Origin of the sequence: Pseudomonas sp. PDM04 (assembly GCF_014851765.1) — a bacterium.
Classification (GTDB): Bacteria; Pseudomonadota; Gammaproteobacteria; order Pseudomonadales; family Pseudomonadaceae; genus Aquipseudomonas.
In genome coordinates this window covers 670,227-682,412 of sequence record NZ_JACVAI010000002.1, presented here as the reverse complement: position 1 = coordinate 682,412, position 12,186 = coordinate 670,227, and the positions used below count along the sequence as shown (strand labels likewise).

14 protein-coding genes are annotated in these 12,186 nt (G+C 63.8%); 10 read left to right on the top strand and 4 right to left on the bottom strand.

The window, feature by feature from the left end:
* A complete protein-coding gene (locus IB249_RS10010; RefSeq protein WP_192304084.1) occupies positions 1-855 on the bottom strand; it encodes a hypothetical protein in 855 nt (284 codons plus the stop codon).
* Positions 856-1,096: 241 nt separating this feature from the next.
* Positions 1,097-1,996, bottom strand: coding sequence for a LysR substrate-binding domain-containing protein (locus IB249_RS10005; RefSeq protein WP_192304082.1), 900 nt, complete (start codon positions 1,994-1,996; stop codon positions 1,097-1,099).
* A gap of 205 nt (positions 1,997-2,201) precedes the next feature.
* Here IB249_RS10005 and IB249_RS10000 point away from each other — a divergent pair, with 205 nt between their 5' ends.
* The 9 genes from IB249_RS10000 (at position 2,202) to map (ending at position 9,896) form a co-directional block, all read left to right on the top strand.
* On the top strand, positions 2,202-3,149 hold the full coding sequence (locus IB249_RS10000) for a branched-chain amino acid ABC transporter permease (protein WP_192304080.1): 948 nt from the start codon (positions 2,202-2,204) through the stop codon (positions 3,147-3,149).
* The gene (locus IB249_RS09995) at positions 3,146-4,249 is read left to right on the top strand and encodes a branched-chain amino acid ABC transporter permease (RefSeq protein ID WP_192304078.1); all 1,104 of its coding nucleotides are present in this window, start codon (positions 3,146-3,148) and stop codon (positions 4,247-4,249) included. The genes IB249_RS10000 and IB249_RS09995 overlap by 4 nt, the downstream gene beginning before the upstream one ends.
* Positions 4,246-5,019: an ABC transporter ATP-binding protein gene (locus IB249_RS09990; RefSeq protein ID WP_192304076.1), complete on the top strand. Its 774-nt coding sequence runs from the start codon at positions 4,246-4,248 to the stop codon at positions 5,017-5,019. The genes IB249_RS09995 and IB249_RS09990 overlap by 4 nt, the downstream gene beginning before the upstream one ends.
* Complete coding sequence (locus IB249_RS09985) at positions 5,012-5,728, top strand: ABC transporter ATP-binding protein (RefSeq protein WP_192304074.1); 717 nt, start codon at positions 5,012-5,014, stop codon at positions 5,726-5,728. The genes IB249_RS09990 and IB249_RS09985 overlap by 8 nt, the downstream gene beginning before the upstream one ends.
* A gap of 83 nt (positions 5,729-5,811) precedes the next feature.
* A complete protein-coding gene (locus IB249_RS09980) occupies positions 5,812-6,963 on the top strand; it encodes a branched-chain amino acid ABC transporter substrate-binding protein (RefSeq protein ID WP_192304072.1) in 1,152 nt (383 codons plus the stop codon).
* A gap of 63 nt (positions 6,964-7,026) precedes the next feature.
* On the top strand, positions 7,027-7,530 hold the full coding sequence (locus IB249_RS09975) for an L-2-amino-thiazoline-4-carboxylic acid hydrolase (protein WP_192304070.1): 504 nt from the start codon (positions 7,027-7,029) through the stop codon (positions 7,528-7,530).
* Positions 7,527-8,765: a Zn-dependent hydrolase gene (locus IB249_RS09970; RefSeq protein ID WP_192304068.1), complete on the top strand. Its 1,239-nt coding sequence runs from the start codon at positions 7,527-7,529 to the stop codon at positions 8,763-8,765. The genes IB249_RS09975 and IB249_RS09970 overlap by 4 nt, the downstream gene beginning before the upstream one ends.
* Before the next feature lie 79 nt (positions 8,766-8,844).
* Positions 8,845-9,111, top strand: coding sequence for a ParD-like family protein (locus IB249_RS09965; protein ID WP_192304066.1), 267 nt, complete (start codon positions 8,845-8,847; stop codon positions 9,109-9,111).
* Positions 9,108-9,896 (top strand): type I methionyl aminopeptidase, encoded by a 789-nt coding sequence (gene map, locus IB249_RS09960; protein WP_192304064.1) that lies wholly within the window; start codon positions 9,108-9,110, stop codon positions 9,894-9,896. Before IB249_RS09965 ends, map begins: the two co-directional genes overlap by 4 nt.
* Here map and IB249_RS09955 read toward each other — a convergent pair.
* Positions 9,889-10,704, bottom strand: a complete 816-nt coding sequence (locus tag IB249_RS09955) for a helix-turn-helix domain-containing protein (RefSeq protein WP_412547993.1) — start codon at positions 10,702-10,704, stop codon at positions 9,889-9,891. The genes map and IB249_RS09955 overlap by 8 nt on opposite strands.
* A 96-nt stretch (positions 10,705-10,800) precedes the next feature.
* Here IB249_RS09955 and IB249_RS09950 point away from each other — a divergent pair, with 96 nt between their 5' ends.
* Positions 10,801-11,757, top strand: a complete 957-nt coding sequence (locus IB249_RS09950; protein ID WP_192304060.1) for a threonine dehydratase — start codon at positions 10,801-10,803, stop codon at positions 11,755-11,757.
* A 138-nt stretch (positions 11,758-11,895) separates the two neighbouring features.
* Here IB249_RS09950 and IB249_RS09945 read toward each other — a convergent pair whose 3' ends face one another.
* Positions 11,896-12,120: a DUF6555 family protein gene (locus IB249_RS09945; protein ID WP_192304058.1), complete on the bottom strand. Its 225-nt coding sequence runs from the start codon at positions 12,118-12,120 to the stop codon at positions 11,896-11,898.
* Positions 12,121-12,186 lie beyond the last annotated feature (66 nt).

The following is a 12,186-nucleotide window of genomic DNA, read 5'->3' as shown; positions in this document are numbered from 1 at the left end:
TCAGGACGCCTGCGATTCAAGCTTCTTCAGGATTTGTGCGGACGGGTCGCCAAAGCGTGACTGGCTGGATTGCTCTTCTTCAGATTGCGTCACCGCGCCCGAAAGGATTTCCGCCAGGTTGGGGAAATGCCCGGTCTTTTTCTTGTCCGGGTCCAGTTCCGAGCCCTGGCTCTGGTTCAGCGCGGCTTCCAGCGACAGGCGCTGCGCCAGCCACTCGGGCTTGGCCTTTTCTTCAGGGCTCATGTTGTTCATGAAATCCAGCGCCGCCTTGGCCCGGCCGTAAGGGTCGTTGGCATACGGGTCTTTCCAGTTCTTCTGCTGGTCCGCCGGGCCGCTGTAGTAGCCGGTGGCAAGGCGCCCCTGTTGCCGCATCAAGGCCTGTGCCGAGGCCTGTTCCTCGGCGCTGAACAGTCCGCCTTCGTTGGTGGCCACTGCGTTCAGCGAACGCCGGTCCAGGTCGCCCATCAGCCCGTTACGGTCTGCATCGCTGCCGGCATAGGGGGTGCCGCTGTCTTTCATCAGCGCATACTTTTCGTCCATGCGCTTGCGGGCATCGGCAGCCACTTCGGAAAACGTCTTGTCCTTGGAGCTGGAGACCGCGCCGGGATTGGCGACGCCCAGCACCAGCGCATCGGCGTTCATGCCGGGCCGGACAGGGAAGTACGGCGCGTTGTCCTTGATCGATTTGCTGTAGTCGGTCGAGGTGTCGGAGAGCGAGACCGAATCGGTGTTTTGCGTTTTGGCCGGCTGCGACCTGCCTTGGGTGACGCGCCCCTGAGATTCAGTGGCGGACGCGACGCCAGCGGAAGAGGAGTAGGTGGACATCGCATACGATGACGTTGAACCGGTGATCATTGTTCATCCTTGGCGAGAGGCTCGCAGCGTAAAACACAGGGAAATGTACACAGTCCGTTACTAGATCATCCTTTGGAAGGCATTGCCATCATCCATAGGTTTACCCGGCGATGAACAGGAACTATCCACAGATTGAGTGGGTATTCCTGTGGATAATATCCTGAGAAGCAGAGCGCGCGTGGGCTGTCACGTATTGTTCATTAATTGAGCATGATCGCTGTTCAGGGCGCCCGGTCGCCGATCATTGGCTTATCAGTCGCTGGCGAATCCACTCGTGGAGCCGTGCACCGTCGCTGGACAGTTCGCTGCCGGAGCGTCGGCACAGGTAGTACTGACGGCCATCGTCCACCCCCAGTTCGAACAACTTCACCAGTTCGCCACTGGCCACGTGCGGCGCCACCAGAGGCTCGCGCAACAAGGCGCAACCCAGGCCCGTGAGCGTGGCGGTCAACGCCAGTTGGCCATCCTCCAGCAGCAGGCCGTTCAAGGCGTTGGCGTGCTGCACCCCGGCGGCCTGGAACCACTGGCTCCAGGTGCCACGTTCTTCATCGTGCACCAGGGGCAATCGGCTCAAGGCCTCGGGCGATTCGATGGGCCCGTGCTGCTGCAGAAAACCTCGGCTGCAATACGCGCTGACCGCGCCGGAAATCAGCGGCTCGCTGTGATAGCCCGGCCAGTGCCCGGTGCCGAAGCGGATCGACAGGTCGGCGGCGTCGCTGGGGTAGCTGCGGTGGTTGGCGTAGGTGATGTTGATGTCCAGCTCCGGATTGGCGCCGAGAAATTCGGCCAGGTGTGGAATGAACAGATTGATGCCGAACAGCGGGATCAGGCTGATGGTGACCTGGCGCGTGGCGCTTTTTTCGCGCACGTGTTCGGTGGCGCTGCGCAGCACGGCAAAAGCCGAGCGGATCGCGCGGTAATACTCACGACCTTCATCGGTGAGGATCAGGTTGCGCCCCTGGCGCAAGGTCAGCGGTTGCTGGAGGAAGCTTTCCAGCAAATGCAGTTGATGGCTGACCGCCGAAGGCGAGACATCCAGTTCCCGCGCGGCAGCGTTCACCCCACCATGGCGGGCGAAGGCTTCGAAGGTGCGCACGGCACGCAGGGGAGGGTCGTTGGCTAACTGTTCTAAATTATTCATGTATTGAATTAAATACTAAGCTTCCAAGCAGATAAAGCGGGATAAATGCCGAATAAATGGCGCTTATGGCACCTTGTGAGATTCGAATAACCATATGACTTTCTGATATTTGATAAAAATAGAATAAAAACTTAGTGTGCCGCGTTCTTGAGGGTTTGCCGGTGCGTTTTGCAGCCGGCCTTGTGTACGGGGTAACGGTTTTTCGATGGATGTCTTGATCCAGCAACTGCTCAACGGCTTGGTGTCGGGCAGTCTCTACGCCTTGGTCGCGCTGGGCTACACCATGGTCTACGGCATTCTGCGGATCATCAACTTCGCCCACGGTGATGTGCTGATGATCGGCGCGCTGGTGGGACTGTCGGTGATCCGCGTGGTGCAGGCGATCTGGCCGCAGCTGCCAAGTGTGCTGGTGCTGGGCCTGGCCGCGCTGGTCGCCATGGCGTTCTGCGCGCTGTTGGCGATGCTGATCGAGCGCGTGGCCTATCGCCGCTTGCGCAATGCGCCACGCCTGGCCCCGCTGATCAGCGGCATCGGCGTTTCGCTGCTGTTGCAGACCGTCGCGATGCTGTTGTGGACGCGCAACCCGCAGATGTTCCCGCAACTGCTGCCGCTGGAACCGATTGAACTGCTCGCCAGCGATTCCGGCCACGCCGCCATCACCCATCTGACCGCGCTGACCACCATCGCCGTGGCCGTGGCGGTGATGCTGGGCCTGGTGCTGCTGGTGGAGCGCACGCGGTTCGGCCGGGCGATGCGTGCAGTCGCCGAGAACCCGCAAGTCGCCAGTCTGATGGGCATCAACCCCAATCGCATCATTGTCCTGACCTTCGCCATCGGCGGGGCCCTGGCTGCGCTCGCCGGCATCCTCATGGCCAGCAACTACGGCAGCGCGCATTTCTACATGGGCTTCCTGCCGGGGATCAAGGCGTTCACCGCTGCGGTGCTGGGGGGCATTGGCAACCTCAAGGGCGCGATGCTCGGGGGCCTGTTGCTGGGGCTGATCGAGGCCCTGGGCACCGGCTATCTGGGGGCGGCCACCGGTGGCGTGTTCGGCAGCAACTACCAGGACGTGTTCGCCTTCATCGTGTTGATCGCGGTGCTGGTGTTCCGGCCTTCGGGGATCCTTGGCGAACGACTGGCGACTCGCGCATGACTCATTCCATTGCAGTCTCGACCCCTTCCAGTAAACGTGCCCATCTCGGCCTGCTGCTGTTCACCCTGGCGTTGCTGCTGGCGCCCTGGGTGGTTGGCCACGCTGGTGGCAACACGTGGGTGCGCACCCTGGATTTCGCCCTGCTGTACATCATGCTCGCCCTGGGCCTGAACATCGTGGTCGGTTATGCCGGTCTGCTGGACATGGGGTTCATCGCCTTTTACGCGGTCGGCGCCTACCTGGCGGCGCTGCTGTCCTCGCCGCATCTGTTATTGCAGTTCCCAGCCCTGGCGGCGCTGTTACCCGAGGGCCTGCACACCTCGATCTGGTTGATCCTGCCGTTGGCGGCCTTGCTGGCAGCCGGCTGCGGCGTGGTGTTGGGAGCCCCGACCCTGCGCTTGCGCGGCGATTACCTGGCCATCGTCACCCTCGGCTTCGGTGAAATCATCCGCATCCTGCTGCGCAACCTCGACCGCCCGGTGAACCTCACCAATGGCCCCAAGGGCATTTCCTCGGTGGACCCGGTCAACCTCTTGGGGCTGAACCTGGCGCGCACCCAGGAGATTTTCGGCCTGCGCCTGCCGTCGGTGTACCTGTATTACTACCTGTTCGCCGCGCTGGTGCTGTTGATCCTGTTCGCCTGCCTGCGTCTGCAGGATTCGCGCATCGGCCGGGCCTGGATGGCGATTCGCGAAGACGAGGATGCGGCGCAGGCCATGGGCGTCAACACCCGGCGCCTGAAGCTGCTGGCCTTTGCCATCGGCGCGGCGTTCGGCGGCCTCAGTGGCGCGTTGTTCGCCTCGTTCCAGGGCTTTGTCTCGCCGGAGTCCTTCACCCTCAATGAATCCATCGCGGTGCTGGCCATGGTGGTGCTGGGCGGCATGGGCCACGTGCCCGGGGTGATCCTCGGTTGTGTGTTGCTGGCGGCACTGCCCGAAGCCCTGCGGGCGACCATGGGCCCTTTGCAACAAGCGCTGTTCGGCCAGGTGCTGCTGGACCCGGAAATCATCCGCCAGTTGTTTTATGGCCTGGCCCTGATTCTGGTGATGCTCTACCGACCCGCCGGGTTGTGGCCGGCGCGCCATGGAGGTGCCCGATGAGCACGCCGCTGTTGCAGATCGAGCAGGTCAGCAAGCGTTTTGGCGGGGTCGCTGCGCTGAACGACGTAAGCCTGAGCATCCAGCCTGGGGAAATCTACGGCTTGATCGGCCCGAATGGCGCCGGCAAGACCACCTTCTTCAACGTGATGACCGGGCTCTACAGCGCTGACGCCGGGCGCTTTCACCTCAATGGCCAGGCCTACCGGCCGACCTCGGTCCACGAAGTGGCCCAGGCCGGCATCGCCCGGACTTTCCAGAACATCCGCCTGTTCAATGGCATGAGCGTGCTGGAGAACGTCATGGTCGGCCGCCACGTGCGCACCCGCAACGGTTTGTGGGCCGCACTGAGCCGCCATCGCCGGGCCCGCGAAGAAGAAGCGCAGACCCGCGAGCAGGCCCATCGGTGGTTGCGTTACGTGGGCCTCGACGGCGTCGCCGACTACCGCGCCGACAGCTTGTCCTACGGCCATCAGCGCCGCCTGGAAATCGCCCGCGCCCTGGCCACCGAACCCTTGCTGCTGGCCCTCGACGAACCCGCAGCCGGCATGAACGCCAGCGAGAAAGTGCAATTGCGCGGGTTGCTGGAAAAGATCCGCGCCGATGGCCACAGCCTGTTGCTGATCGAGCACGACGTGAAACTGGTGATGGGGGTGTGCGACCGCATCAGCGTGCTGGATTACGGCCAGGTGATCGCCCAGGGCGCGCCCGCCGACATGCGCCGGCACCCGGCGGTCATTCAAGCCTACCTGGGAGCCAGCGCCAATGTCTGAACCCCTGTTGCGTATCGAAGGCCTCAAGGTGCGCTACGGCGCCATCGAGGCGGTCAAGTCCGTGGACCTGCACGTCGCCGAAGGCGAACGGGTCACGCTGATCGGTGCCAATGGCGCTGGCAAGAGCTCCAGCCTCAAGGCGCTGACGGGATTGTTGCCGGTGGCGGCGGGGCAGATCCGTTTCGACGGCCGCTCGATGCTCGGGTTGCCGGCTCACGAACGGTTGCGTGCGGGCATCGCCCTGGTCCCGGAAGGGCGCGGCATCTTTGCCCGCATGAGCGTGCTGGAAAATCTTCACGCCGGGGCGTTTCTGCGCCGCGACCGGCAACAGGTCAACCTCGAAATCCGCCAGCTGTTCGAGCACTTTCCACGCCTGGAGGAACGCTTGCAGCAATCCGCCGGGCTGCTCTCCGGTGGCGAGCAACAAATGCTCGCCCTGGCCCGGGCCCTGTTGTCCCGCCCACGCCTGCTGGTGCTCGACGAACCGTCGATGGGCCTGGCGCCGATCATGGTCGAGAAGCTGTTCCAGGTGATCGATGACGTCTGCCGCCAGGGCATGACGCTGTTGCTGGTGGAGCAGAACGCTCGCCTGGCGCTGCAAGTGACGGACCGCGGCTACGTGATGGACACCGGACGCATCAGCCTCAGCGGTGACTCGCCGGTCCTGCTCGACGACCCCAAGGTACGCGAAGCCTACCTGGGCGAATGATTCAACCACTGACGCCACCGGACGTCCGGCGTGTTTCGACCAGCCCTACAGGCCACGAAGCCTGAGAGAAACAGGAAATACCGATGAAAACTTCTGCCCCCTTCAAACGCGTTGCACTGCTCGGCCTGGCACTTGGCAGCCTCGCCAGTGCCGTGGCCCAGGCCGACCAGCAAGTGCTGATCGGCCTGGCCGGACCGCTGACCGGACCCTCGGCGCGAATCGGCAAGGACCTGGAAAACGGCGCGCAACTGGCCATCGACCGGGCCAACGCCCAGCACCCGAAAATCAACGGTGAAGCGGTGACGTTCAAGCTCGTTTCCGAGGATGACCAGTCCGATCCGCGCACCGCCGTATCGGTGGCCCAGCGTCTGGTGGACGCCGGTGTGGTCGGCGTGGTCGGTCACTGGAACACCGGCACCAGCATTCCGGCGGCGCGGGTTTACCACGACGCCGGCATCGCCCAGGTGGCGCCGGTCGCTACGGGCCATGCCTACACGCTGCAGGGTTTCGATACCAGTTTCCGGATCATGGGCCACGACGATGACGGCGGCCAAGTGGCCGGCGACTACGCCCTGAACACCCTCAAGGCCAAACGCATCGCGGTGATCGATGACCGTACCGCGTTCGGTCAGGGGCTGGCCGACCAGTTCGTCAAGTCGATCGAGGCGGGCGGAGCCAAGGTGGTGTCCCGGGAATACGTCGACGACAAGACCATCGATTTCAGCGCGGTGCTGACCAACATCCGCAGCCAGAATCCGGACCTGATTTTCTTCGGTGGCGTTGACGCCCAGGCCGCGCCGCTGGCCCGTCGCATCAAGCAGTTGGGGATCAAGGCGCCGTTGATGGGCGCGGGCGGCTTTGTCAGCCAGACGTTCCTGCAACTGGCGCAAAACGAAGGCGAGGGCGTGATCGCTCTGGAACCGGGGCTCGCCGTCGCGCAAATGCCCGGCGGCCAGGCGTTCGACCAGGCCTACCAGCAACGCTTCAAAGCACCGATCGAACTGCATGCACCGTTCGCCTACGACGGCGTCGGCGTGCTGGTCGCGGCCCTCGAAAAAGCCGATTCGACCGACCCGCAGAAATACCTGCCGGTGCTGCGCGCGATCAGCTATCCGGGCGTGACCGGGACCATCGCCTTCGATGCCCAGGGCAACCTGCGCAATCCGACCTTCACCGTGTATCAGGTCAAGGCCAATCAATGGGTGCCGGTGAGCGTCGCCGGTGGCGCGAAATAACAAGAGTCAATCGGCGGGCGGACTTCGGTTCGCCCGCCCCCGTGGAGCTGATGGAGGCACACAATGAGCAAACTCGAAGGTGAACTGGGCATCCTCGCCCGTCGGCGGATCGAAGCGGAAATCATCAAGCCGATCTACGACATCCTGGTGCGCGAGCACGGCCAGCAACATGCGGCGGCAGTGATCGGCGAAGCGGTCGGCAATGCGGCGATCAAGGCCGGCAAGCACTTTGCCGCGCTGGAGGAACAGGGCGCCGACCTGAAAAGCTTCGTCGAACTGCAAGTGCTGTGGGAGCAGGACGACGCGCTGAAGGTCGAGATCATCGCCAGCGATGCCGAGCGCTATGACTATGACGTCAAGCGCTGCCGCTACGCCGAGATGTACCACGAGATGGGCCTGGGCGAAATCGGCCATTTGCTCTCGTGCAACCGCGACGAGTTGTTCATCGTCGGCTACAACCCGGACATTGAATTGACCCGCACTCAAACCATCATGGGCGGCGCCCCGCGTTGCGATTTCCGCTACCGCGCCAAGTCAGCGGCCAAGAACGGGGAGCCACGCTCATGAGTACGCTGGCGAGGGTCAATGGCGAACGCCTGTGGGATTCGCTGATGGACATGGCGCAGATCGGCGCCACCGCCAACGGTGGTGTGTCGCGACTGGCATTGAGCGACGAGGACCGGCGCGGACGCGACCTGTTCGTGGCCTGGGCCGAAGCGGCCGGCTGCACGATTCGGGTCGATGCCATGGGCAATATTTTCGCCCGCAGGGCCGGGCGCAACAACGCGTTGGCGCCGGTGGTGACCGGGTCCCACGGCGATTCCCAGCCGTCGGGCGGCAAGTTCGACGGTATCTATGGCGTACTGGCCGGGCTGGAAGTGCTGCGCACCCTGAACGATCTGGGGATCGAGACCGAGCGACCGATCGAAGTGATCAACTGGACCAACGAGGAAGGCTCGCGCTTTGCCCCGGCGATGATCGCTTCGGGGGTGTATGCCGGGGTGTTTGACCTCGAATATGGCCTTTCGCGCACTGATGCCAAGGGCGTGACCATCGGCCAGGCGCTGGAGCAGATCGGTTATGCCGGTGCGCACCCGGTGGGTGGCCAGGCGATCCACGCCGCGTTTGAACTGCACATCGAGCAGGGGCCGATTCTGGAGGCTCAGGACCTGACCATCGGCGTCGTTACCGGTGCCCAGGGTCAGCGCTGGTACGAGGTCGAACTGATCGGTCGCAGCGCTCACGCCGGCACCACGCCGATGGACCATCGCCTCGACGCCTTGCTCGGTTTCGCCCGCGTGGTGGAAGCGGTCAATCAGTTGGGACTTGAGCAGGGCGCGGAAGGCCGGGCCACGGTCGGCATGGCCAACATCTTCCCGAACTCGCGCAACGTCGTGCCGGGCCGGGTGTTCTTCAGTGTCGAATTCCGTCACCCCGATGAAGCCGTACTGGCCCGCCAGGATGAACAACTGCGCGAGGCGGTGCAGCGCATCGCCGGGCACATCGGTTTGCAACACAGCGTCAAACAGATTTTCCAGTACGCCCCGATTGCCTTCGATGCGGATTGCGTCGAAGCGGTGCGGGTGGCCAGCGCCGCCTTGGGCTATAGCCATCGACCGATGATTTCCGGGGCCGGGCATGATGCCTGTTACCTCAACCGCGTGGCCCCGACGGCGATGATCTTCGTGCCCTGCGTCGACGGTCTGAGCCATAACGAAGCCGAGCACATTCACCCGCATTGGTCGACGGCCGGGGCGGACGTGCTGCTGCAGGCGATCCTGGCCAAGGCGACGGCCGAATGAGGTGTTGCGTCGCCAGGGTTTGAATTTCCGCTGGGTTCACATAAGATATGAAACATATACATTTCATATAGTGAAGCCGATGGGTATCGTCAAAATCTCCGAAGCACTGCATGAGCACCTGCGCGTTGCCAGCAACGCGCTGAGTCGCTCGATCAACGCCCAGGCCGAGCACTGGATGCGCATCGGCATGCTCGCCGAACTGCACCCCAACCTCGACCACGCCGACATTTGTCGCTTGCTGGTGCGTGCAGAGCTGGAGGGCGGCCTGGCGCTGAAGCAGCTATGCGGCTTGGCTGAGAGTGCGCCGGACCCTGAGGTCAAGACCGCCGGGGGAGCCCGCCAATGAGGGCGAATGTGCGCATCAACACCCCGGCTGAAATCGCCAGTTCACGCACGGCGGGCATGCTCGCGGCCGAAGTGCTGGCGATGATTGCACCCCATGTGAAAGCCGGGGTCACCACCGACGAACTCGATCGCCTGTGCCACGACTACATCGTCAACGTGCAGAAGGCCATTCCCGGCAATGTCGGTTATCTCGGCTACCCGAAAACCATCCTCACCTCCGTCAACCAGGTGGTCTGCCATGGCCTGCCATCGGCCACCGAGCTGAAGGATGGCGACATCGTCAACATCGACATCGCGGTGAAAAAGGACGGTTGGTATGGCGACACCAGCCGCATGTATTTCGTTGGCGAACCTGAGCCTGAGGCACGCCGTCTGGTCAAGACTACCTATGATGCGCTGTGCGCCGGCATTCGTGTGGTGCGCCCCGGTGCCACGCTCGGCGACATCGGTCATGCCATTCAGGCGCATGCCGAAAACGCCGGCTTCAGTGTGGTGCGCGAGTACTGCGGCCACGGGATCGGCAAGGTCTATCACGATGAGCCGCAGATCCTGCATTACGGCTATCCGGGTCAGGGCCTGAAGTTGAAAACCGGGATGATCTTCACCATCGAACCGATGCTCAACGCCGGCAAGCGCCATGTGCGCAGCCTGGCCGACGGCTGGACCGTGGTCACCCGGGACAATTCGCTGTCGGCCCAGTGGGAACACATGGTCGCGGTGACCGATGAAGGTTTTCAGGTGCTGTCGCCCTGGCCTGACCGCGTCGAGGGGTTTGCGGCTATCTGATTCTCGACGCCTGGCGCAATTGCACCGGACTGACGCCCAGGCGCTGCCTGAACACTGTGGCCATGTGCGCCTGGGAGTTGAAGCCGCAGGCGAGGGCGATGTCGGCCAGGCTGGCGCTTGAGTCGAGCAGGCGGGCACGGGCGGTGGCCAGGCGCCGGTCGATCAGGTAGCTGTGCGGGCTTTTGCCCATTGCGCGCTTGAAGGCGCGGATGAAAAAGCCTTCCGACAGCTCCAGCAACTGCGCCATTGCCTGCACGCTCAGCGGGCCGCCCAGGCCGGCGTCAATGAATTCGTCGAGCAGGCGCAGCCGGCTGGCGGTGATGGAGCCGCGTAGCGGTGCTACCGACGTTTCCTGTCCTTGAGCCCGGTCCGCCAGTGCGAGTGCCCAATCTTCCCAATCGTCATCCACCGAGGCGCGCAACAACGCACTGCGCATGCGCAGCGCGAGGGTGATGGCCTGCGGGTCAATGCGATTGTTGAAGGCATGGTCGCCAATGCAGGCCAGGCCCCCGGCGTGCACGACCCGCAGGTATTCGCCGCCACGGGGGGACTCGGACAGCACGTCACAACCGGCCGGCACGAACGCCAGGCTGTTGGGCGTGGCCACGAAGGGCTGCACGCGATCGCTGCCGATGGCATGCACGCCTCGCTGGCTGTCGAAGGCAAAGCCAATTGCCGACTGGCTCGCGACGTACCGCGCCGCATAGGCCGAGCCTGGCAACAACTCAATCGCCCACGGGCCTGCCTCGATACGGCGGACCGGTTCGGTGACGGGCGATGGACGTTTTGGCGGGTTCATGTACCGCATAGTAGTGAAGAGCGGGGACAAAAGTCAGGTCAGTTTTTTGAAAGCCGGCGAATGGCGCGCCCGCCTAGACTGAGCGAAATCCTTCGGAGGCTGCTCATGTCCACACTGACACGCGACGATATCGAACAGGCGGCTCGCCACGTCTACCAGGTCATGCCTGCCACTGCCCAGTACGCCTGGCCGTTGCTGGCCGAGCGCCTGGGCTGCACGGTGTGGGTCAAGCATGAAAACCACACCCCGACCGGCGCCTTCAAGGTGCGCGGCGGCATTACCTTCATGCACTGGCTCCAGCGCGCGCATCCGCAGGTGCAGGGCATCGTGTCCGCGACCCGTGGCAACCATGGCCAGAGCCTGGCGCTGGCCGCCAGCGCGGCGGGTTTGCGCGCCTTGATCGTCGTGCCCCAGGGCAATTCGGTGGAAAAGAACAATGCCATGCGCGGTTTCGGCGGTGAGGTCGTCGAGTTCGGCCGTGATTTCGACGAAGCCCGCGAAGAGGCCGCACGCCTGGCGCAGGCGCATGGCCTGTACCTGGTGCCGCCGTTCCACCGCGAGCTGGTCAAGGGCGTGGCCACCTACGCGCTGGAGCTGTTCACCGCGGTGCCGGACCTGGACACCGTCTACGTGCCGATTGGCTGCGGCTCGGGGATCTGCGCGGTGCTCGCCGCCCGCGATGCATTGGGCCTGGACACCCGAGTGGTGGGCGTGGTGTCCACCGAAGCGGCGGCGGCCAAGTTGTCGTTCGAGTCCGGCACCCTGTGTGAAACCGCCGCGGCCAATACCTTCGCCGACGGCCTCGCCGTGCGCAAACCGATTCCCGAGGCGTTCGATATCTACGGCGCCGCCGCGTCGCGCATTGTGTCTGTCGACGATGACCAGATTGCCGAGGCCATGCGCGTGTATTACACCGACACCCACAACCTCGCCGAAGGCGCCGGCGCGGCGGCGCTGGCCGCGCTGATGCAGGAGCGTGAAGCGATGGCGGGGAAAAAGGTCGGGGTGATCCTCTCCGGCGGGAATGTGGACCGGACGGTGTATGCGAAAGTGATCGCCTGACGCAATCGATGGGGGAGTGGTTGTGCGGGATCGAGCCTGCCCCCTGACAGGAGAGTCAAGGCCGATGGCTGACCGAGGCGCGCAGGGTCACGATGTTGCAGACGACTCTGGGTGCCGGGTGCCGGGTGCCGGGTGTCGTCAGACCGCCAGATTCCAGCGCACTTTCGTTACGCCTACCTTTTCGGCGCTCCGTTCAGCCAGTTGCCGATGGGTGCCCAGGGCAATGTAGTTGTCTGGGCCATCAGCGGCATGCTGCATTGCCAGGCGAATCGCATCGCCGTCATCGAGTCGCGTGGCCGTTACACACAAGTGCTTGCCAGCCCCGTCGAAAACGTAATGGATCATGTAAGTCGAGAGGAGCATCGGTGCCTCTTGGCCTGAGCCATGCCCGTGGGGCGTCCCAAAAACCTGGAATTCAGAGAGGTCTGC